Origin of the sequence: Pseudomonas moraviensis, assembly GCF_900105805.1 — a bacterium.
Lineage (GTDB): Bacteria > Pseudomonadota > Gammaproteobacteria > Pseudomonadales > Pseudomonadaceae > Aquipseudomonas > Aquipseudomonas moraviensis_A.
This window is the reverse complement of record NZ_LT629788.1, coordinates 5,844,457-5,867,241: the sequence shown is the minus strand read 5'-3', so window position 1 is coordinate 5,867,241 and position 22,785 is coordinate 5,844,457. Positions and strand designations below refer to the sequence as shown.

Annotated in this window: 19 protein-coding genes; 12 read left to right on the top strand and 7 right to left on the bottom strand. The window is 59.6% G+C overall.

The features are described 5' to 3' along the window. Positions 1–42 precede the first annotated feature (42 nt). The gene (gene kdgD / locus BLU71_RS26160; RefSeq protein WP_039759443.1) at positions 43–954 is read right to left on the bottom strand and encodes a 5-dehydro-4-deoxyglucarate dehydratase; all 912 of its coding nucleotides are present in this window, start codon (positions 952–954) and stop codon (positions 43–45) included. Between the two features lie 298 nt (positions 955–1,252). Here kdgD and BLU71_RS26155 point away from each other — a divergent pair, with 298 nt between their 5' ends. After that, complete coding sequence (locus BLU71_RS26155) at positions 1,253–1,633, top strand: hypothetical protein (RefSeq protein WP_083354217.1); 381 nt, start codon at positions 1,253–1,255, stop codon at positions 1,631–1,633. Between the two features lie 131 nt (positions 1,634–1,764). Beyond that, on the top strand, positions 1,765–2,127 hold the full coding sequence (locus BLU71_RS26150; protein WP_083354216.1) for a hypothetical protein: 363 nt from the start codon (positions 1,765–1,767) through the stop codon (positions 2,125–2,127). A 7-nt stretch (positions 2,128–2,134) separates the two neighbouring features. Here the strand turns inward: BLU71_RS26150 and BLU71_RS26145 are convergent, their stop codons facing one another. The 4 genes from BLU71_RS26145 to BLU71_RS26130 form a co-directional block, all read right to left on the bottom strand. Then, the gene (locus tag BLU71_RS26145) at positions 2,135–2,881 is read right to left on the bottom strand and encodes a FadR/GntR family transcriptional regulator (RefSeq protein ID WP_042608783.1); all 747 of its coding nucleotides are present in this window, start codon (positions 2,879–2,881) and stop codon (positions 2,135–2,137) included. A gap of 189 nt (positions 2,882–3,070) precedes the next feature. Continuing rightward, positions 3,071–4,798 carry an ABC transporter ATP-binding protein/permease gene (locus BLU71_RS26140; RefSeq protein WP_042608784.1) on the bottom strand — a complete coding sequence of 576 codons (1,728 nt, stop codon included), beginning with the start codon at positions 4,796–4,798 and terminating at the stop codon, positions 3,071–3,073. Positions 4,799–4,894: 96 nt separating this feature from the next. Continuing rightward, the gene (locus tag BLU71_RS26135) at positions 4,895–5,455 is read right to left on the bottom strand and encodes a response regulator transcription factor (RefSeq protein WP_003221630.1); all 561 of its coding nucleotides are present in this window, start codon (positions 5,453–5,455) and stop codon (positions 4,895–4,897) included. After that, complete coding sequence (locus BLU71_RS26130; protein WP_042608786.1) at positions 5,448–6,710, bottom strand: ATP-binding protein; 1,263 nt, start codon at positions 6,708–6,710, stop codon at positions 5,448–5,450. The genes BLU71_RS26135 and BLU71_RS26130 overlap by 8 nt, the downstream gene beginning before the upstream one ends. A 402-nt stretch (positions 6,711–7,112) precedes the next feature. Here BLU71_RS26130 and BLU71_RS26125 point away from each other — a divergent pair, with 402 nt between their 5' ends. Then, positions 7,113–7,829, top strand: coding sequence for an SIMPL domain-containing protein (locus BLU71_RS26125; protein ID WP_065615777.1), 717 nt, complete (start codon positions 7,113–7,115; stop codon positions 7,827–7,829). 169 nt (positions 7,830–7,998) lie between these two features. Here BLU71_RS26125 and BLU71_RS26120 read toward each other — a convergent pair whose 3' ends face one another. Then, entirely contained in the window at positions 7,999–8,361 is a 363-nt protein-coding gene (locus BLU71_RS26120; protein WP_042608788.1) for a DUF6124 family protein, read from the bottom strand. A 1,187-nt stretch (positions 8,362–9,548) separates the two neighbouring features. Here BLU71_RS26120 and BLU71_RS26115 point away from each other — a divergent pair. From BLU71_RS26115 to BLU71_RS26075, 9 genes are all read left to right on the top strand, one after another. Continuing rightward, on the top strand, positions 9,549–11,150 hold the full coding sequence (locus tag BLU71_RS26115; protein ID WP_083354215.1) for an ABC transporter substrate-binding protein: 1,602 nt from the start codon (positions 9,549–9,551) through the stop codon (positions 11,148–11,150). A 260-nt stretch (positions 11,151–11,410) separates the two neighbouring features. Beyond that, positions 11,411–13,036 (top strand): ABC transporter substrate-binding protein, encoded by a 1,626-nt coding sequence (locus BLU71_RS26110; protein WP_042608790.1) that lies wholly within the window; start codon positions 11,411–11,413, stop codon positions 13,034–13,036. 300 nt (positions 13,037–13,336) lie between these two features. Then, a complete protein-coding gene (locus BLU71_RS26105; protein ID WP_064364479.1) occupies positions 13,337–14,935 on the top strand; it encodes an ABC transporter substrate-binding protein in 1,599 nt (532 codons plus the stop codon). 176 nt (positions 14,936–15,111) lie between these two features. Beyond that, positions 15,112–16,527, top strand: a complete 1,416-nt coding sequence (locus BLU71_RS26100) for an OprD family porin (protein WP_042608792.1) — start codon at positions 15,112–15,114, stop codon at positions 16,525–16,527. A gap of 76 nt (positions 16,528–16,603) precedes the next feature. Beyond that, on the top strand, positions 16,604–18,199 hold the full coding sequence (locus BLU71_RS26095) for an ABC transporter substrate-binding protein (RefSeq protein ID WP_042608793.1): 1,596 nt from the start codon (positions 16,604–16,606) through the stop codon (positions 18,197–18,199). Between the two features lie 73 nt (positions 18,200–18,272). After that, positions 18,273–19,283, top strand: a complete 1,011-nt coding sequence (locus BLU71_RS26090; RefSeq protein ID WP_016771720.1) for an ABC transporter permease subunit — start codon at positions 18,273–18,275, stop codon at positions 19,281–19,283. Between the two features lie 11 nt (positions 19,284–19,294). Next, complete coding sequence (locus tag BLU71_RS26085) at positions 19,295–20,221, top strand: ABC transporter permease subunit (RefSeq protein WP_016771721.1); 927 nt, start codon at positions 19,295–19,297, stop codon at positions 20,219–20,221. 10 nt (positions 20,222–20,231) lie between these two features. Next, positions 20,232–21,200, top strand: coding sequence for an ABC transporter ATP-binding protein (locus BLU71_RS26080; protein ID WP_016771722.1), 969 nt, complete (start codon positions 20,232–20,234; stop codon positions 21,198–21,200). Next, positions 21,200–22,180, top strand: coding sequence for a peptide ABC transporter ATP-binding protein (locus tag BLU71_RS26075; RefSeq protein ID WP_042608794.1), 981 nt, complete (start codon positions 21,200–21,202; stop codon positions 22,178–22,180). Before BLU71_RS26080 ends, BLU71_RS26075 begins: the two co-directional genes overlap by 1 nt. A gap of 192 nt (positions 22,181–22,372) precedes the next feature. Here BLU71_RS26075 and BLU71_RS26070 read toward each other — a convergent pair whose 3' ends face one another. Then, complete coding sequence (locus BLU71_RS26070; RefSeq protein ID WP_042608795.1) at positions 22,373–22,636, bottom strand: hypothetical protein; 264 nt, start codon at positions 22,634–22,636, stop codon at positions 22,373–22,375. Positions 22,637–22,785 lie beyond the last annotated feature (149 nt).

Genomic DNA, 22,785 nt, shown 5'->3' with positions numbered 1-22,785 from the left:
CGCAAAAAGCCGCTGATTGCTCAGCGGCCTCGCTTTTCTCGTTTACTGCGCGCCTTGCTTGTCGATCAGCGCAGCGAGCATTTCGTACTCTTCGCCGGTCAGGTCGGTCAGCGGTGCCCGCACCGGGCCTGCGTCATAGCCGGCGATTTTTGCACCTGCCTTGACGATGCTCACGGCGTAACCGGCCTTGCGGTTGCGGATGTCCAGGTATGGCAGGAAGAAGTCGTCGATGATCTTGCCGACGGTGGCGTGATCTTCGCGAGCGATCGCGTGGTAGAAGTCCATCGCGGTTTTCGGGATGAAGTTGAACACCGCCGAGGAGTACACCGGCACGCCCAGCGCCTTGTAGGCAGCGGCGTAGACTTCGGCGGTCGGCAGACCACCCAGGTAGCTGAAACGATCACCGAGGCGGCGACGGATCGACACCATCAACTCGATATCGCCCAGGCCATCCTTGTAACCGATCAGGTTCGGGCAGCGCTCGGCCAGACGTTCCAGCAGCGGTGCGGTGAGGCGGCAAACGTTGCGGTTGTAGACGACCACGCCGATCTTCACCGATTTGCACACGGCTTCAACGTGCGCGGCAACACCGTCCTGGCTCGCTTCGGTCAGGTAGTGCGGCAGCAGCAACAGGCCTTTGGCGCCCAGACGTTCGGCTTCCTGAGCGTATTCGATGGCCTGACGGGTCGAACCACCGACGCCGGCGAGGATTGGCACGCTGGTGGCGCAGGTGTCAACGGCAGTCTTGATGATTTCCGAGTATTCGCTGGCGGCCAGGGAGAAGAACTCACCGGTGCCGCCGGCAGCGAACAGAGCTGAAGCGCCATACGGAGCCAGCCATTCCAGGCGTTTAATGTAGCCCGCGCGGTTGAAATCGCCCTGCGCGTTGAAATCGGTCACCGGGAAAGACAGCAGGCCGGCAGAGAGGATGGACTTCAGTTCTTGTGGATTCATTATTCGAACACCCTGGTAGCAACGTTTTATTGTGAGTGGACCGTTCAGCCTTCGCCGAAGTTGTAGGTCATCGTACAACTTAAAAGATAACCGTCAACTGCATTTCATCGTTGGCAGCGCTTTTTTGTCCGACAAAATCGCTTTTTGCGCTTGCTGAAATCGCTGGAAGGCCTGTCCTTGAAGCCTTCGCTCGCGGAAATATCTGGTCTGGATTCGTTTAATTCCTGAGGGACCAGCGGCTCGTAAAGTACGTCGACTGCCACGAAGGATCGTGGCGGACCACTCAAAGGAAGCCTTTATGTCGATGCATTTTGCCGCCCCCACCCTCCCCCACGCCGCCCCTGCGCAGGATGACTGCGTCACCGTTCAACTCTCGCAACTGCCGGACATCCTCACCGTGCAGGTGCCGGATTCCAGCGATTTCGCAGCGAACTGGAGCGTTTACGCGATCCTCGGCAGCGACGCCGAGGATCCTGAATGGGAAGGCGATGAGGTGGACACTGGCGCCTGGGACGACGCCGAGGATGAAATGGAAAAGCTGTTCGACATCGAGGTGCAACTGCCGAAAGAGGCGCTGCAACCGTATCTGAACCGCGAGGTGGAGCTGAGGTACAAATTTCGGGATGAGTCGAGTATGGAACCGTATTCGCAGGCGTTGAGGTTGCGGGTTGAGGCGTGAGGGATTGGGTGTTTGAGGAATGACCGTTGGTCGGGACTGGTATTTCTTACAGGTGCCAGGCTTTCGCGATCCATACGTTAATCAGCTTGAGCTGCCAACGGCTCGTTTCGACAACTAAAAGGATTTTGAACATGACAGATAAACGTTTCGCTATCCAAATGCTGCCTGCACCTGTGCTGGAGGAAGCAATCAATGGCGTCCTGCACGTATCTAGCCTGGTGGACCCCGCTCACGGAATAGTACCTGCGTCTCAAGAAGCGGCCTTAGGGGACACAATTACACTGAACGTGTACGACTCTGACGGCGCCGAGCAGTGGTCACATTCCGTAGTACTGACTGAAAGCTCCGCTGGAGAGCCCGTTGAGTTTGCAATCCCGAAAGCGCTATTTGAAAAAATGCTCAATGCTGGCATGAATGCGCGCTTGCAGTACTCCAACGACAGAGCAGGCAACGTCCGGCAATCATTACCATTGGAAATCACGCTTAAAGGCTGATCCAACCTCAGCCCTGCGCCTGCGCCTCTTCATGGGCCTGGCGCAGCCTTTCGCGGCTGTTGGTCAGGTGCAGACGCATCGCCGCACGCGCGGCATCGGAGTCCTGACGGGCAATCGCGTCGTAGATTTCCTCGTGCTCGCGGCTCAGGCGGCTCATGTAATGCTGTTGATCATCGTGGGCCAGGCGCGCCGAGTTCAGCCGCGTACGCGGAATGATGCTGGTGCCCAGGTGGGTCATGATGTCGGTGAAGTAGCGGTTGCCAGTGGACAGGGCGATTTCCAGGTGGAAAGCGAAGTCCGAAGACACCGCATCGCTGGCATGCGAGGCGCTTTCGTTCAGGGCGTCGAGGGCGGCGCGCATGGTTGCCAGTTGCTCGGCACTGCGACGTTGCGCGGCGAGGCCGGCGGATTCGACTTCGAGGCTGATACGCAATTCGAGAATCGCCAGGACGTCACGCAGAGTGACGACAGTGGCCGGGTCGATGCGGAAACCGCTCGGGCTCGGTGTGTCGAGAACAAAGGTGCCGATGCCGTGGCGGGTTTCCACCTGACCGGCAGCCTGCAAACGGGAAATCGCTTCGCGCACCACAGTGCGGCTGACACCATGGGCTTCCATGATCGCCGACTCGGTGGGCAACTTGTCGCCACGCTTGAGCAGGCCATCGCGGATCTGCTCGCTCAACACCGTCACCAGTTCCTGGGCGAGGCTGCGGCGCTTGCGGGGGAGGCGCGGGGTGTCGATCAGCTTTTCCATGATTTGTATCTTGTCTCGAAAGTTCGGCTTGCGGCCATCATAGCTCAAGCGAGTTGTACGATCACCGCCCAGATCACATACCCTTTGTAGGAGTGAGCCTGCTCGCGATAGCGTTCTATCAGCCACATCCATGTTGAATTTATCGACGCTATCGCGAGCAGGCTCACTCCTACAGGGGTTGTGTGGGCGTCAGGCAGTCACGGGTTGCTCCACCAGACGCCCGCTGTCGATCCGCACATGCCGTGGATGGAATCGTTTCAAACTGCTTCGATGGCCGACGCTGACAATGCTCAACCCCGGAATCTCATCGATCAACGCCTGATAAAGCGTCGCCTCGTCCTCTTCATCCATCGCCGAAGTGGCTTCGTCCATGTACAGCCATTGCGGTGCATAGAGAAGTGCGCGGGCGAAGGCCAGGCGTTGCTGCTCGCCCGGCGAGAGCATGCGCTGCCAGTGATTGGCCTCATCCAGACGTCCAACCAGGTGCGGCAGACGGCAGGTTTCCAGTACTTGTGCATAACGCTCTGGCGCGTAGGTGTCGCCCGGTTGTGGATAACTCAGTGCCTCACGCAATGTACCGATGGGCAGATAAGGTTTCTGTGGCAGGAACAGGTAGCGCGCCGCCGGCAAACGAATATTGCCGTGGCCCGCCGGCCACAAATGCCCCATCGCCCGCAGCAGAGTGGACTTGCCGCTGCCGGAACGGCCGCTGAGCATCACTCGCTCACCCGCCTCCACGGTCAAATCGGCGTTGGTCAGCAGGTGACGACCGTCGGCCAGATCCAGGCCGAGGCGGTGCACCTGCAATTCGCTGCCCTGATTCTGCACATCGATGGCGGGCACGCGCTCCTCGTTGTTGCTCATGGCATTGCGGAAACTCAGCAGACGATCGCAAGTGGCCCGCCACTCGGCCAGATCCTGGTAAGCGCTGATGAACCAACTGAAGTTCTCCTGCACATTGCCGAACGCCGAGTTGATTTGCATCAGCTCACCCAGCTCGATCTTGCCGCTGAAATACCGCGGCGCTGCAACGATGAACGGAAAAATGATTGCGATCTGGCCATAGCCCGAAGTGAAAAACGTCAGGCGCTTGGACACGCGCATGATGTCCCAGAAGTTATGCCAGACCAGTCCGAAGCGATTGCTCAAACGACGGTTTTCATTCGGCTCGCCGTTGTACAACGCGATGCTTTCAGCGTTTTCGCGTACCCGAACCATCGAAAAACGCAGGTCGGCTTCAAAGCGCTGCTGATTGTTGTTCAAACCGATCAGACGTCTACCAATCAAGTGCGTCAGCCAACTGCCGACCGCCGCATAGACCAGTGCACACCAGAACATATAGCCGGGAATAGTGAAACCGAACACCTCGATGCTCCCGGACACACCCCACAGGATGATCGAAAACGACACCAGACTGACGACCGTACGGATCAAGCCCAAGCCCAGCGCCAGCGTGTTCGCGGTGAATTTATTAAGGTCTTCGGAAATTCGCTGATCGGGGTTATCGGTGTAACCGCCCTGCTCCAGCTGATAGTAATTCTTGTGTTCAAGCCAACGGGTGAAGTGCTTTTCGGTCAGCCATGCCCGCCAGCGAATGGTCAGCATCTGCGTCAGATATTGGCGATAAACCGCAGCGAGAATCGCCACAGCCGCAATACCGCAGAAGTACAGGATCAACTGCCAGAACGCCGCCTCGTCCTTTTTCTGCAGGGCGTTGTAGAAATCCTTGTACCAACTGTTCAGCCACACCGCGATCCATACGCTGAACAACGTCAGCGCGATCACGGCAATCAGCAATGTCCAGGCCTTGCCCTTCTCTTCGCTGCGCCAGTAAGGCGTGGTCATCGCCCAGACTTTGCGAAAAAACTGCCCGCGCACAGCATCGTTGACCGCGGAATATTCAGCGTTCTGATTCATGGATAAGGCTCGATAGAAAAAACAACAGACACGCGCCGATCATAGATGATCGGCGCGATTTATCGCGAGGGCAGGCGATAGTCGTTCAGCGCAGGTTCAGCGACGCACCGGACGCTTCTGCAGTTTGCGCTGCAGGGTGCGGCGGTGCATGCCCAGCGCTCGCGCCGTGGCGGAGATGTTGCCTTCGTGCTCGGTGAGCACGCGCTGGATGTGCTCCCACTGCAGGCGGTCGACCGACATCGGGTTTTCCGGCACCAGACTGTCGAGGTCGGCGTGCTCGGACAGCAGCGCGGCCAGTACGTCGTCGGCATCGGCGGGTTTGCACAGATAGTTGCAGGCGCCGCGCTTGATCGCCTCGACCGCGGTGGCAATGCTCGAATAACCGGTGAGGATCACCACGCGCATTTCCGGGTCCAGCTCCAGTAGCTTGGGCAGCAACACCAGGCCGGAATCGCCGTCCATTTTCAGGTCCAGCGCGGCGTAATCAGGCAGATCGGCCTGGGCGATGGTCAGGCCTTCTTCAGCGGAACCGGCGGTGCTGACGCGAAAGCCGCGGCGGGCCATGGCACGGGCCATGACGCGGGTGAAGGTCGCGTCGTCGTCGACCAGCAGCAGATGCGGCAGTTCTTCGCCTTCGACTTGGATTTCGTCACTCATGTTGGTCTCCTCGGGCGCCGTGGGGCAGGCGCAGCTCGGTGAGCGTGCCGCCTTCCTCATGACTATAGAGTTTCACTGAGCCGCCGGCGCGTGTCACGCTGGCCTTGCTCAAAAACAGGCCCAGGCCGAAACCTTTGCCCTTGGTGGTAAAAAACGGTTTGCCGATCTGCTCGGCAATGGCCAGCGGCACACCGGCGCCGTGGTCGCGAATGCTGATGGTCAACGTTTCCGCATCCCAATCCAGCGTCACCTGGAGATTTTCCGGGCAGGCGTCAGCAGCGTTGTTCAGCAAATTAAGCAGCGCCTGAGTCAGATCCGGCGGCGGCGCCATGCGCGGCACCGTGCCCTGGCCGAGACGCTGGAAGCGATAACTGGCCTCCGGGCGCATCAGGTGCCAGCGGTTCAGCGCCTCGTCGAGCCAATCGGTGACGTCCTGCATTTCTACTGCCAGACGCCGGTTGGCCTCAGCGGCGCGGACCAGTTGCTGCAAGGTTTCCTTGCACAGCTTGACCTGATCCTGCAGCACTTTCAGATCGTCCTGCAGCAGTGCATCGGGGTGATCCTGCTGCATTTCCTTGAGCAACACGCTCATGGTCGCCAGCGGGGTACCCAGCTCATGCGCCGCACCGGCAGCCTGGGTCGCAACGGCCAGCAACTGCTGATCGCGCAGACCCTCTTCGCGACGAATCGCACGCAACTCTTCCTGCCGGCGCAGCTCTTCAGCCATGCGCGCGGCGAAGAACGTGATTACTGCAGCGGCGAGGGCGAAGCTCAGCCACATGCCGTAGATCTGCAGATTCTCACGGGCGACCGGCAAGGTTTCCAGCGGGTAGAAACGCGTCAGCATCACCGTGTACAGCGCTAGTGCGATGCCGGACAGAATCACCGAATAACGCCACGGCAACGTCACCGCCGCGATGGTCAGCGGCACCAGATAATAGGAAACGAACGGGTTGGTCGAGCCGCCGGAGAAATACAGCAGCGCACTGTGAATCACCAGATCGCAGGCCAATTGCAGCGCGTATTCAAGCTCGGTCACCGGCCACGACGTACGCAGGCGCACAGCCGTGAACACGCAGAGCAGAATCGAACAGCCCAGGGTCATCGCCAACTGCACCCACGGCAATGGCAACAATTGCAGCCAGTACGCCAGGCCCACGGATCCGGCCTGCGCGGCCAGCACCAGGGTGCGGATGAAAGTCAGCCGCCAGAGGTTCTGGCGAGTGGCGGAAGTCAGTTGTACGGGGGCGAGCATGAGCTCTCCTGATGAGCGCTCCAGGCGGATCGCACGGAGTATAACCAAGGCGCGGGGTTCAGAGGCGAAAGTGCGGCAAACGACCACATGGCGCTGCCCGTAAATTCAAACGAGGCGATTTTTTGTTGCGGCATATCACCTGTGGCGAGGGAGCTTGCTCCCGCTGGCCTGCGGAGCAGGCCCGAACCCGGCTACCATGATCTTTCTGAAACAGCGCTGCTGCTGATTTTACGACTGCTGCGCAGCCGAGCGGGAGCAAGCTCCCTCGCCACAAAGGCACTGCCGCCCCACCAGGCCGATCTGTATCGAAGTTGTAACTGGGCGAACCGGATCATAGAAGTTAGAGTCTGATGGTTCACGCAGGCCGAGACCCAACACCTGCGCCTCATTCAAGGAGCCTTCATGCACACATTTCGCCGCAGCGCCGCCCTCCTCGCCCTGACCGTCGGCAGCGTCGCCAGCCTTCCGGCGCTGGCCGCCGATGAGCTGCACTACAACCAGATTTCCCTGCGCGCCGAAGTCAGCCAGGAAGTCGCCCGCGACCAGATGATCGTGACGCTCTACACCGAAGAGCAGAACACCGACCCGGCCAAACTCGCCGCCGCCATCAGCACCACCATGAACAAGGCCACCGCCCAGGCCAAACAGGTCAAAGACGTCACCCTGCGCACCGGCAGCCGCAACAGCTACCCGATCTACGACACCAAGGGCCAGAAAATCACCGGCTGGCGCGAACGCGCCGAACTGCGCCTGGAAAGCACCGACTTCGCCGCCCTGTCCAAACTCACCGGCGAACTGCTGACCGACCTGAAAATGGGCGGCATGGACTTCGCCATCGCCGACCCGACCCGCAAGGCCAGTGAAGACCAATTGCTCAAAGAAGCCGTCACCGCCTTCAAGAATCGCGCGCAACTGGCCACCGACGCCCTGGGCGGCAAGGGCTACAAAATCGTCAACCTGAACCTCAACAGCAACGGTTACCCACAACCGTACCTGCGCGCGCCGATGATGATGAAAGCCGCGGCCATGGATTCGGCACCGGTGACGCCGGAAGTTGAAGCGGGCACCAGCCAGGTCAGCATGACGGCTGATGGCGCGATTGAAGTGTTGATGCAGTGATTTGAGCTTGGCTCAATGAAGGACCGCCGATCGGTGAATGATCGGCGGTTTTTTTATGCCCGGGATTTGTGGTGAATGTTCCACCGCCTTCGCGAGCAGGCTCGCTCCCACAGGTTGAACGCATTTGGATGTGGGAGCGAGCCTGCTCGCGAAGAACGATGACGCGGTCTCAAGCGTGCGGATCCACCCGATCCAGCGCCCGATTCACCGCCAGCTCCGCCAGCATGATGATCTGCTGAATCGCCAGCGCCGTATTGCGCTGCGGACGGCCGAGCTGATCGGCGAAATCGCTGGCCAGCGTGTTGGCTGACGCGAGGGATTCACAGGCGTGGGCGAGCAGGCTTTCAGTATCGATGTCGGGCTGGATCAGAAACATCGTGCTGGGTGGATGGGGTTTGCTGGGTGCCGGGCAGAGATAGAAATCGAGGGCACGCTTGATGGCTTCGCGGTTTTTTGCGAGATCGTCGGCGCGCAGCGCGGCTTCGAGGGGGGTTGGGGTTTCTTCGGGTGGGTCGGGGACTGGCTTGGTCATACGCTTCACCTATGAGGTTGAGCCATCTCGATGCCGTTTCTCACACGGCGAAGAGGTGGCAGCTTTGTGCGGGGTGAGAAAACCGGTCATAGGCACCCGGCCGGACATAAGTCCGCCCGCACAGAGCCGCCATAACGCACTTTGCAGGCAGCAGACTTGCTGGCGGCAATTATGCGGATCTGGGCACTGAATGACTATGAATGTCGGGTTCTCACACCCGATCGCTGAACAACCAGCGACGCCCCAGACTAGAGAGCGGACGTCCGACGGACAACCTGAAAACCTTGTGGGAAGGTTCTGGTTATTTGGCAGCGGATTTAAACAGCCAAAAGCAAACCCTCACCCTAACCCTCTCCCAGAGGGAGAGGGGACTGACCGAGGTGTTTGGCAGACCTGCGCCGACGTGGAATACCGAGCTGAATGCAAATATGCAGAACATCAAAAGCCCCTCACCCTAGCCCTCTCCCGGAGGGAGAGGGGACTGACCAAGGTGTTTGGCAGACCTGCGCCGACGTGGAATACCGAGCTGAATGCAAATATGCAGAAGATCACAAGCCCCTCACCCTAACCCTCTCCCAGAGGGAGAGGGGACTGACCGAGGTGATTGCGAGAGCTACGCCGACGTGAGGTACCGAGTCGAATGCAGGTTTTGAACACCACCCAAATCGGCCCCCTCTCCCTCGGGAGAGGGCTGGGGTGAGGGGCAGCAACAACACAAATCAAAAGCCGGCCCCCCCACGCTTTTCACCACTCAATAGGCCGAGTGTCAGCTCGCCTGCTCTTGATCTTGATCCACGGGCGACGTCGGAAGGCTGATCGGAGGGATTGATCCGGGGGTGGGAGCGCAGCGACCGTCTGGCGCAGCCAGACACAGCGGAAGGAGGTGCAGCGAAGCAAACCGGAGCCGCTGCGCCCGGATTGATCCCGGAGCGAAGGAACCCCGAGCCCCAGCGAGTGGGACGAACGTAGGAGCTAGCGTTTTTTGCTTACTTTTTTTGGCGCTTGTAAAAAAGTAAGTCGCCGTCAGGCGAAACCGCCAGCCGCAGCACCCGAAGCAACGGATATGCACCCAAAACACAGCCACATATACCGAGATAGACACTCCCACGAGAAAAACGATATTTCCGGACGCCCCCGAATCCCCGCTAATCTCAATCCACCACCACCGCCAATTCCCCGGGGACTCCATGCCAAGATCCACCCTCAAACCGCTCTTGATCTCCCTGGCCCTTGCCGCCACCGCACCGATCGCCAACGCCGCCACAACCCTCGTCTACTGCTCCGAAGCCAGCCCCGCCGGCTTCGACCCGAGCCAATACACCAGTGGCACCGACTTCGACGCCTCCGCCGAAACCGTCTTCAACCGCCTCACCCAATTTCAGCGCGGCGGCACCGACATCGAACCCGGCCTGGCGACCAAATGGGACGTCTCCAGCGACGGCCTGCACTACACCTTCCACCTGCGCGAAGGGGTGAAATTCCACACCACCGACTATTTCACCCCGACCCGCGACTTCAACGCCGACGACGTCCTGTTCACCTTCCAGCGCCTGCTCGACCCGGACAACGCTTTCCGCAAGGCCTACCCCGCCGAATCCCCCTACTTCACCGACATGGGCCTGAACACCACGATCCAATCGGTGGAAAAACTCGACGACCACACCGTGCGTTTCAACCTCAACAACGTTGATGCAGCCTTCGTACAGAACCTCGCCATGAGCTTCGCCTCGGTACAATCGGCCGAATACGCCGCACAACTGTTGAAGGACGGCAAAGCCGCCGACCTCAACCAGAAACCGGTCGGCACCGGTCCGTTCGTGTTCAAGCGCTATCAGAAGGATTCACAGATCCGCTACGCAGCGAACAAGGCCTACTGGAAACCCGAAGACGTGAAAATCGACAACCTGATTTTCTCGATCACACCTGATGCCGCCGTGCGCCTGCAGAAGCTCAGGGCCGGTGAATGCCAGGTCAGCGGTTACCCGCGCCCGGCCGATATCGAGGTGATGGGAAAAGACCCGAACCTGCGCGTGCTCAAACAGGCCGGCTTCAACCTTGGCTTCCTCGCCTACAACACCACCCACCCGCCGCTTGATCAGCTCAAGGTGCGTCAGGCGCTGGACATGGCCATCGACAAACCGGCAATCATCAAGGCGGTTTACCAGGGCGCCGGCCAACTGGCGCAGAACGCTTTGCCACCCGCGCAATGGTCGTTCGACCCGAACATAAAAGACGCACCTTACGACCCGGTCAAAGCCAAGGCGCTACTCAAGGAAGCCGGGGTTGCACCCGGTACAACCATCAACCTGTGGGCGATGACAGTGCAGCGTGCCTCGAACCCGAATGCGCGAATGTCGGCGCAGATGATCCAGCAGGACTGGGACAGGATCGGCATCAAGGCCAACATCGTCAGCTATGAATGGGGCGAGTACATCAAGCGCGCCAAGAATGGCGAACATGACGCCATGATCTACGGCTGGACCGGCGACAACGGCGACCCGGACAACTGGCTCGGCGTGCTTTACAGCTGCGCGGCCGTCAAAGGCAGCAACTATGCGAAATGGTGCGATCCCGCCTACGACAAACTGGTGCAGCAGGCCAAAGTGGCCACGGATAAAGCGCAACGGGTAGAACTGTATCAACAGGCGCAACTGATCCTTAAACAGCAGGTGCCGATCACGCCGATCGCCAACTCCACGGTCTTCCAGCCGTTGCGCAAAGAGGTCACTGACTTCCGTATCAGTCCTTTCGGTCTAACCCCTTTTTATGGCGTGGGTATAAATAAGTAACACCCAGCCCCAAGGCGGCGCGCAGAAGATGACTGCCGCACCGTTTTGGGGCTCGGTTTGCACCTTAAAAACCACCCGCAAACGGTCAAATGCGTCAAAAGTTACACGGATGCGACATTAAGGTACGTACGTGCCACCGTTTAACGCCGCCGACCGCTCTGGATCTTGCATTGGGTATGGGCCCTGCATAAGTATCCGCAGGCACGACTCACGAGGTCGTACCTCACTACTAAAAAATGACAACAAATCATGAGGCCAACATGCTTAAACACGCGGTCATTCCGTTTCTAGTCGGCGCAGGCTTGTTAGCCTCCGCACCTTTCGCCACCGCTGCGACTAACCTGGTGTTCTGCTCCGAAGGGAGCCCGGCCGGTTTTGATCCAGGCCAGTACACCACCGGAACCGACTTCGACGCCTCAGCCGAAACCATGTTCAACCGCCTGACCCAGTTCGAGCGCGGCGGCACCGCCGTGATTCCTGGTCTGGCGACCAAGTGGGACATTTCCGACGATGGCCTGACTTACACCTTCCACCTGCGCGAAGGCGTCAAGTTCCACACCACCCCGTATTTCAAGCCGACCCGTGAATTCAACGCCGACGACGTGCTGTTTACGTTCAACCGCATGATCAACAAGGACGACCCGTTCCGTAAGGCGTATCCGACCGAATTCCCGTACTTCACCGACATGGGGATGGACACCAACATCACCAAGATCGACAAAGTCGATGACCACACCGTCAAGTTCACGCTGAAAGAAGTCGACGCCGCGTTCATCCAGAACCTGGCCATGAGCTTCGCTTCGGTACAGTCCGCCGAATATGCCGCCCAGTTGCTCAAGGATGGCAAAGCCGCCGACATCAACCAGAAGCCGATCGGCACTGGCCCGTTCGTGTTCAAGAGCTACCAGAAAGACTCGAACATCCGTTACACCGGCAACAAGGATTACTGGAAGCCTGAAGACGTGAAGATCGACAACCTGATCTTCGCCATCACCACCGACCCGTCGGTGCGTATCCAGAAGCTGAAAAAGAACGAGTGCCAGGTCACCCTGTTCCCGCGTCCGGCCGATCTGAAAGCGCTGAAAGAAGACAAGTCGCTGAAGATGCCGGATCAGGCCGGCTTCAACCTGGGCTACATCGCCTACAACGTGATGGACAAGGTCAAGGGCAGCAACGAGGCCAACCCGCTGGCTGACCTGCGCGTGCGCCAGGCGCTGGACATGGCCGTGAACAAGCCGCAGATCATCGATTCGGTTTACCAGGGCGCTGGCCAGCTGGCCGTCAACGCCATGCCGCCGACCCAGTGGTCCTACGACACCACCATCAAAGACACCAAGTACGATCCTGAGAAAGCCAAGCAGCTGCTCAAGGAAGCCGGCGTCAAGGAAGGTACCGAAATCGTTCTGTGGGCGATGCCGGTTCAGCGTCCGTACAACCCTAACGCCAAACTGATGGCTGAGATGCTCCAGTCCGACTGGGCCAAGATCGGCTTGAAAGTGAAGATCACCAGCTACGAATGGGGCGAGTACATCAAGCGTTCCAAAGGTGGCGAGAACCAGGCCATGATCATTGGCTGGAGCGGTGACAATGGTGATCCGGACAACTGGCTCAACGTGCTGTTTGGCTGCGACTCGCTGAGCGGCAACAACTTCTCCAAGTGGTGCGACAAGAAGTTCGACGGCCTGGTGAAAGAAGCCAAACGTACCACCGACCAGGGCAAGCGCACCGAGCTGTACAAACAGGCGCAACACGTCCTTAAAGATGCAGTCCCAATGACACCTATCGCTCACTCGACGGTGTATCAACCCATGCGCGCCAACGTGCAGGATTTCAAGATCAGCCCATTTGGCCTGAATTCCTTCTACGGCGTCAGCGTCAGCAAGTAAGACATTGCAGCGGCGGCGTTTCTGACGTCGCCGTTGCTTTATCTACCGGGAAAAAAGGAAAAGGCCTACACCCAAATCCGCCGCAGATGATTGCTTCGGTATAGGCGCGTCGACTTTTCCTACGAGCATTAAGGCAATTACGTATTTACTGCCAGCAGCACGGTGCCTACCGTCGCGTACTGACCAGTGTCTGCGTGGGCCACCGGTTTTGCCGTACGTATTGGATTGAGCTCAATGCGGCCAAAAAGTCCCGGGATCGGGCCGAGGCGCATTGCACAACACTAAAAAAGAGGGAGCGTCATGCGCCATACCTTGGTTTTTTCCGCACTGTTGGGCGCCGGCCTGTTGGCCGCCACGTCTGCAAGCTACGCCGCCAGCGACAGCCTGGTGTTTTGCTCGGAAGGCAGTCCGGCGGGTTTCGATACCGCGCAATACACGACGGCCACCGACAACGACGCCGCCGAGCCGCTGTACAACCGTCTGGTCGAGTTCGAAAAGGGCGCGACCAACGTCGTACCGGGTCTGGCGACCCAATGGGACATTTCCGAAGATGGCCTGAAATACACCTTTCACCTGCGTGAAGGCGTGAAATTTCATACAACCCCTTACTTCAAGCCGAGCCGCGATTTCAACGCCGACGACGTGTTGTTCACGTTCAATCGCATGCTCGACGCGCAACAGCCGTTCCGTAAGGCCTACCCCACCGAGTTCCCGTACTTCAACGGGATGAGCCTGAACAAGAACATCGCGAAGGTCGAAAAGACCGGGCCGCTGACCGTGGAGTTCACGCTCAACAGCGTCGACGCCGCGTTCATCCAGAACATCGCCATGAGTTTCGCCTCGATTCTGTCCGCCGAATACGCCGACAAGTTGCTGGCCGACGGCAAGCCGAGCGACATCAACCAGAAGCCGATCGGCACCGGGCCGTTCGTGTTCAAGAGCTACCAGAAAGACTCGAACATCCGCTACACCGGCAACCCGCAGTACTGGGATCCGAGCCGGGTCAAACTGAAGAACCTGATTTTCGCGATCAACACCGACGCCTCGGTACGCGTGCAGAAACTCAAGGCCAACGAGTGCCAGATCACCCTGCACCCGCGCCCTGCCGATGTCGAAGCGCTGAAAACCGATCCGAAGCTGCAACTGATTACCAAGCCTGGCTTCAACCTCGGCTACATCGCCTACAACGTGCGCCACAAGCCGTTCGATCAACTGGAAGTGCGTCAGGCGCTGGACATGGCGGTGAATAAACAGGGGATTCTCAACGCTGTTTATCAGGGCGCCGGCCAACTGGCCGTCAACGCCATGCCGCCTACCCAGTGGTCCTACGACGACACCATCAAGGACGCCGCCTACAACCCGGAAAAAGCCAAAGAGCTGCTCAAGGCTGCCGGTGTGAAAGAAGGCACCGAGATCACCCTGTGGGCGATGCCGGTGCAGCGCCCGTACAACCCGAACGCCAAACTGATGGCCGAAATGCTCCAGTCCGACTGGGCCAAGATCGGTCTGAAAGTGAAGATCGTCAGCTACGAATGGGGCGAGTACATCAAGCGCACCAAGAACGGCGAGCATGACATCAGCCTGATCGGCTGGACCGGTGACAATGGGGATCCGGACAACTGGCTGGGCACGCTGTACAGCTGCGACGCGATCGGCGGCAACAACTACTCCATGTGGTGCGATCCGGCGTACGACAAGCTGATCAAACAGGCCAAAGTCGTCACCGATCGTGACCAGCGCACCGAGCTTTATAAACAGGCCCAGCAATTGCTTAAACAGCAAGTGCCGATCACGCCTGTCGCCCACTCGACGGTCAACCAGCCGTTAAGCACCAGGGTCGAAGGGTTCAAAGTCAGCCCGTTCGGCCGCAATGTGTTCTCGGGTGTCAGTATCGATTAAACCAACCGATTAGCCGCAATGCTGAGGGGAGCCGTCTACTCCCCTCACGCAAGCGCTTTGCCGAAATTCGCCAATCCGGCCTTTTGCAAACGTTTGCGATGTGTGAACGAGTTCTAAACCAATAACCGGCATACCAAAAAAAGCCGGGATAAAAAGAAAGTAAAGGAGCTTCACCCATGAAACTGAGCAGCACCGCGATACTGGCCTTGGCCATCAGCAGCATCACCGCCACGGCTTATGCGGAAACCCAGAGCCAGGCGTTTACCCCGGTTACCGTCAACGAGAAGAGCGCCCAGGCCGAAGCCACCGGCTTCCTCGAAGGGCAATCGATCAGCGGTTCGACCCGTAACTGGTACGCCAACGAACAACTCAAGCGTGGCGGCAAGTTCGCTTACCGCAAGAACGGCCAGTCGACCGAAACCGATCGCCGGATCAACTGGGTGCAAGGCACGATCATCAAGTACAACTCGGGCTTCACCGAAGGTACTGTCGGCTTCAGCACCGAAGTGGCTGCCTACAACGCAATCGCCCTTGAGCGCGACCGCGAGAACCTCGCCGCGAACAACGGCGGCGCGCCGGGCACCCGCCCAGGCGCGGGCAACAACCGTACCCTGACCCGTGAAGGCGGTGACGCGGTAGGTCAGTGGAGCAAGCTGGGCCTGGCCAACGTCAAGGCGCGCATCTCCAACACCACCCTGACCGCCGGCCGCATGAACTTCAGCAGCCCGCAAGTCGATGTGATCGGTAACCGTCCGTTGCCATCGAGCTTCGAAGGTATCGCGATCCACAGCGAAGAGCTGAACAACCTGGCGTTCGACGTCGCCACCTTCGACCGCGTTTCGCCACGTACCGAAGAAAGCCTGAGCAAATTCCGCTCGGAATACGGTGACATCAACGCCGAAGCCGATCACGTCAACACCGCCGGTATTTCGTACCAGCCGTTCGCCAGCCTGACCACCAGCCTGTGGGGCACCCAGGCCGAAGACCTGTGGAACCAGTACTACTTCGGCGCCACCCACGTGCTGGGCGACAGCTCGGTGCTGAGCCTGACCACCGGCCTGAACTACTACAAGACCGTCGACGAAGGCAAAAAACTGCTCGGTGACATCGATAACGACACCTACTCGCTGTCGTTCGGCCTGACGCATCAGGCGCACACCGTGACCTTCTCCTATCAGGAAGTGAACGGTAACGAGTACTTCGACTACCTGCACGAAACCAACGGTATCTACCTGGCCAACTCCCTGCTCTCGGACTTCAACGGCCCGAACGAGAAGTCCTTCCAGGTTTCCTACGGCATCAACATGGCCGAATACGGCGTGCCTGGCCTGAAATTCAACATCTACCAGGCACGCGGCTGGGGCATCGACGGCACTCACTACAAGGGTGGCGGCTACGATGGCGTGCAGGCGATGGACGGCGAACACCACTATGAATACGGCGTCGGTGCAGCCTATGCAGTACAAAGCGGCCCGCTCAAAGCCACGACGATTCGCGGCACCTACACCGCGCACCGTGCCAGCGAAAACCAGGCTGACGGCAGCATCAACGAGTTCCGTCTCGTGACCACCATCCCGTTCAACATTCTGTAAAAACGCAACCGGCGGCTGACTCATGATGAGTCGGCCGTTCGGTTTTCTGTCTTCAACCGATTGCAGAGGGTTATCGATGAAAATGCTTCCCCTACGTGCGGCCATCGCGGCTGCGTTGCTGAGTGTCGCTGTCGGCGCCTCGGCCAAACCCTTGGTGGTCTGCACCGAAGCCAGCCCGGAAGGCTTCGATATGGTCCAGTACACAACTGCAGTCACGGCGGACGCTGTGGCCGAAACCATCTTCAACCGGCTCGCCGATTTCAAGCCCGGCACCACTGAAGTGATCCCGGCACTTGCCGAGTCCTGGGACATCAGTGAAGACGGCCTGAGCTACACGTTCCACCTGCGCAAAGGCGTCAAGTTTCACACCACCGAATATTTCAAGCCGACCCGTGACATGAATGCCGACGACGTGGTCTGGAGCTTCCAGCGCCAGCTGGACCCGAATCACCCGTGGCACAAACTGTCGAGCGTGGGCTTCCCGTACTTTGAGAGCATGGGCTTCAAGGAACTGCTGAAAAGCGTCGAGAAAATCGACGACAACACGGTCAAGTTCACCCTGACCCGCCGCGAAGCGCCGTTCCTCGCCGACCTCGCCATGGCGTTCTCATCGATCTACCCGGCCGAATACGCCGACCAGTTGCTCAAGGCCAACAAGGCCGGCGACCTCAACAACAAGCCGATCGGCACCGGCCCGTTCATCTTCCAGCGCTACGCCAAGGATGCCCAGGTACGCTTCAAGGCCAACCCGGATTATTTCCGTGGCAAGCCACCGGCCGACGCGTTGATCCTGGCGATCGCCACCGACAACAACGTGCGTCTGCAGAAGCTCAAGGCCAACGAATGTCAGGTCGCCCTGTATCCGAAACCGGATGACATCCCGAGCATCAAGAAAGACAGCAACCTGAAAGTCGACGAGCTCGACGCGATGACCGTTTCGTACGTGGCGATGAACACTCAGCACAAGTACATGAGCGATGTGCGTGTGCGCAAAGCCATCGACATCGCGTTCGACAAGGAAGCCTACGTCAACGCGCTATTCGGCAAGGGCAACGCGTCGGTGGCGGTCAACCCGTACCCGCCGACCCTGCTCGGTTACAACCATGACCTGAAGAACCCGCCACGCGACCTCGATGCAGCGCGCAAGCTGCTCAAGGAAGCCGGGGTTCCGGAAGGCACCACGTTTACCCTGTTCACCCGTAACGGCGGCGGTCCGACCAACCCCAATCCGATGCTCGGCGCACAAATGATGCAGGCTGACCTGGCGAAAGTCGGGATCAAGATCGACATCCGCGTCATGGAATGGGGCGAGATGCTCAAGCGCGCCAAGGCCGGCGAGCACGACATGGTCTCGGCCGGATGGGCGGGCGACAACGGCGACCCGGATAACTTCCTGACGCCTATGCTCAGTTGCGAGGCCGCCAAGAACGGCGAAAACTACGCACGCTGGTGCAACGAAAAATTCCAGGCACTGCTGGATGAAGCACGGGCTAAAGTAGATCCGGCCGAACGCGCCGCGCTCTACGAACAGGCTCAAGTGCTGTTTAATCAGGACCAGCCATGGATCAGCATGGCCCATACTCGGATGTTCACTGCAATGCGCAAAAATGTAGAGGGCTACCACATCAGCCCTCTCACCACTAATAACTTCGCCACCACCCAGGTGAAGTAGATAAGAAACGCCCGGCGTCCCTGACCTGAGGGACGCCGGACACGCCTAACCGGCTGATGAGGTACCACACAAGATGTTTAGTTTTATTGCCCGCCGACTGGGGTTGTTGATCCCCACGTTTTTCGGCATCACCTTGCTGACTTTCGCGTTGATTCGCATGATTCCGGGCGACCCCGTGGAAGTGATGATGGGCGAACGTCGGGTCGACCCCGAAATGCACGCTCAGGCAATGGAACGCCTGGGGCTGAACAAGCCGCTGTATGCCCAGTATCTGGACTACATCGGCAAACTGGCCCAGGGCGATCTCGGTGAGTCGTTGCGTACCCGTGAAAGTGTGTGGACCGAGTTCACCTCTCTTTTCCCGGCGACCCTGGAACTGTCCATGGCCGCCCTGCTGTTCGCTGGCATCCTCGGGCTCTTGGCCGGGGTGATCGCGGCACTCAAACGAGGATCGCTGTTCGACCACGGGGTGATGGGCATCTCCCTCGCGGGCTACTCGATGCCGATCTTCTGGTGGGGCCTGATCCTCATCATGTTCTTCTCGGTGAGCCTGGGCTGGACCCCGGTTTCCGGGCGCATCGACCTGCTGTATGACATCGAGCCGAAAACCGGCTTCATGCTGATCGACACGCTGCTGGCCGATGACGTCGGCGCGTTCTTCGACGCCCTGCATCACCTGATCCTGCCAGCCATCGTGCTCGGCACCATTCCGCTGGCGGTGATCGCGCGGATGACCCGTTCGTCGATGCTCGAAGTGCTGCGCGAAGACTACATCCGCACCGCCAAGGCCAAAGGCCTGTCGCCGTCGCGCGTGGTGTTCGTGCATGGTCTGCGCAACGCACTGATTCCGGTGCTGACCGTGGTCGGCCTGCAAGTCGGCACGTTGCTGGCCGGTGCGGTCCTGACCGAAACCATTTTCTCCTGGCCCGGCATCGGCAAATGGCTGATCGAAGCCATCGGCGCCCGGGACTATCCGGTGGTGCAAAACGGCATCCTGTTAATCGCCTGCCTGGTGATTCTGGTCAACTTCGTGGTGGATATCCTCTACGGCTTTGCCAACCCACGCATCCGTCATCAGCGCTGAGGTCAATACCCATGAGCACTCCAACTTCCTCAGTAGCCACCGCCACGTCCGCCGTGGATCAAAGCCTGCTGTACCCGTCACCGTACAAAGAATTCTGGCAAGCGTTCTCGAAAAACAAGGGCGCGGTTGCCGGCCTGCTGTTCATGCTGCTGATCATTTTCTGCGCGATCTTCGCGCCGTGGGTCGCGCCGCATAACCCGAGCGAGCAATACCGTGACTTCCTGCTGACGCCGCCGGCGTGGCTCGAAGGCGGGCAGATGCAGTTCCTGCTCGGCACCGACGAACTTGGCCGTGACCTGCTGTCGCGTCTGATCCAGGGCTCGCGCCTGTCGCTGCTGATCGGTTTGTCGTCGGTGGTGATGTCGCTGATTCCGGGGATCCTGCTGGGTCTGTTCGCCGGTTTCTTCCCGAAAGTGGTCGGCCCGACCATCATGCGTCTGATGGACATCATGCTGGCCCTGCCGTCGCTGCTGCTGGCTGTGGCGATCGTCGCCATCCTCGGCCCTGGCCTGATCAACACCGTGATCGCGATTGCCGTGGTTTCCCTGCCGTCCTACGTGCGTCTGACCCGTGCTGCCGTGATGGGCGAATTGAACCGCGATTACGTCACCGCCGCGCGCCTGGCCGGTGCCGGTCTGCCGCGTCTGATGTTCATCACCGTGCTGCCCAACTGCATGGCGCCGCTGATCGTGCAGGCGACCCTGAGCTTCTCCTCGGCAATTCTCGATGCCGCCGCACTGGGCTTCCTCGGTCTCGGGGTACAACCGCCAACCCCTGAGTGGGGCACCATGCTGGCCTCGGCCCGCGACTACATCGAACGCGCCTGGTGGGTCGTAAGTCTGCCTGGTTTGACCATTTTGCTCAGCGTGCTGGCAATCAACTTGATGGGCGACGGCCTGCGCGATGCGCTGGACCCGAAACTCAAGAACGCCGCCTGAGGAGATTCAAATGTCACTGCTAGAAATCAAGAATCTCAACGTCCGCTTCGGCGACAAGACCGCCACGCCGGTGGTCGACGGCCTCGACCTGAAAGTCGACAAAGGCGAAGTACTGGCCATCGTTGGCGAGTCGGGTTCGGGTAAATCCGTGACCATGATGGCGCTGATGGGTCTGATCGAGCATCCCGGCATCGTCACCGCCGACTCACTCAGCTTCGACGGCAAGGACATGCTCAAACTGAGCAATCGTCAGCGTCGGCAGATCGTCGGCAAAGACCTGTCGATGGTTTTCCAGGACCCGATGACCGCGCTGAACCCGAGCTACACCGTCGGTTTCCAGATCGAAGAAGTGCTGCGCCTGCACCTGAAAATGTCCGGCAAGCAAGCGCGCAAGCGTGCCATCGAACTGCTGGAAAAAGTTGAAATCCCGGGCGCCGCCAGCCGTATGGACGCCTACCCGCATCAACTGTCTGGCGGTATGAGCCAGCGTGTTGCGATCGCCATGGCGATCGCCGGCGAGCCGAAACTGCTGATCGCCGACGAACCGACCACGGCCCTCGATGTGACGATTCAGGCGCAGATCATGGATCTGCTGCTGGCGTTGCAGAAAGAGCAGAACATGGGCCTGGTGCTGATCACCCACGACCTCGCCGTCGTTGCCGAAACCGCTCAGCGCGTCTGCGTGATGTACGCCGGCCAGGCCGTTGAAGTCGGCCAGGTGCCGCAACTGTTCGACATTCCGGCGCACCCGTACAGCGAAGCATTGCTCAAGGCGATTCCCGAGCACAGCCTCGGCGCCTCGCGTCTGTCGACCCTGCCGGGCATCGTCCCGGGCCGCTACGACCGTCCGCAGGGTTGCCTGCTGTCGCCGCGCTGCCCGTACGTGCAGGACAATTGCCGCACCCAGCGTCCGGGCCTCGATCCGAAAGCCAACAGCCTCGCCCGCTGCTTCTACCCGCTGAACCAGGAGGTGGCGTAATGGCCGTCGTACTTACCGCCCGCGACCTGACCCGTCACTATGAAGTCTCCCGTGGCCTGTTCAAGGGCCACGCCACCGTGCGCGCGCTCAACGGCGTGTCGTTCGAACTGGAAGCCGGCAAGACCCTCGCCGTGGTGGGTGAATCGGGCTGCGGCAAATCCACCCTCGCCCGCGCCCTGACGCTGATTGAAGAGCCATCGTCGGGCTCGCTGCAGATCGCCGGCCAGGAAGTTGCCGGCGCCGACAAGGCCGAGCGCAAGCAACTGCGCAAAGACGTGCAGATGGTGTTCCAGAGCCCGTATGCGTCGTTGAACCCACGGCAGAAAATCGGTGATCAACTGGCCGAACCGCTGCTGATCAACACCAAACTGTCGGCCACTGAGCGTCGCGAGAAAGTCCAGGCGATGATGAAGCAGGTCGGCTTGCGTCCCGAGCATTACCAGCGCTATCCGCACATGTTCTCCGGTGGTCAGCGTCAGCGTATCGCCCTCGCCCGGGCCATGATGCTGCAGCCGAAAGTGCTGGTGGCAGACGAACCGACTTCGGCGCTGGACGTGTCGATTCAGGCCCAGGTGCTCAACCTGTTCATGGACCTGCAGCAGGAGTTCAACACTGCCTACGTGTTCATCTCGCACAACCTCGCGGTGGTGCAGCACGTGGCCGATGATGTGATGGTGATGTATCTGGGTCGCCCGGTTGAACTGGGTCCGAAGAACGACATCTACGAGCGCCCGCTGCACCCGTACACCCAGGCGCTGCTGTCGGCGACCCCGACCATTCACCCGGATCCGCACAAGCCGAAAATCAAGATCGTCGGCGAACTGCCCAACCCGCTGAACCCGCCACCGGGTTGCGCGTTCCACAAGCGCTGCCCGTACGCGACCGAGCGTTGCAGCACGGAAGAACCGCTGTTGCGTGAACTGGATAACCGGCAGGTGGCTTGCCACTACGCCGAGCAGTTCCTCGACGGCGCGGCGTAAGCCACAGCAAAACCTGTAGGAGCTGACGAGTGCAACGAGGCTGCGGTCTTTTGATTTTCAGAATCAAGATCAAAAGATCGCAGCGTTCCGCAGCTCCTACAGGGGATTTGCGTCGAACCAGAGTTAACCAAACCCCTTCCACCTCGATTGCGCATCAATCGAGGCAGAAGGGGTTTTTCTTTGCCCGGTGAATTACGTCTGGCTATCGCCTTCATCATCCGGGTCATCGGTGTCCGGCTCGTCCGTGGTCGAGTCGTCATCATCGGCGCTGCCGCCCTGATTCATATCCCCCGGCTCCGCCTCGGACTTGGCGAGCATCAGCCCGCTATGCCCGACCTGGCCGTTGAACGCCTGTGAATCGTGATCCTCGCACTCGGCCCAGGCCGTTGCAGTGCCGAGGGACAGCATCACCATCACTTTCAACAACATCAAAATCCGTAGCAATCTGCTTTTCATGGCCGACTCCATCCTGTTGCGCTAAGACATGCTTGCCGGGCTGGCTTAGTGTGAAATCTAGTCGCGATCCGCCCGGCTCACCACTTAGGACGCGGCGACGCGGACAGAAATGCCCTGGAGTCACAGATTGCTTTCGAATAACAGTAATA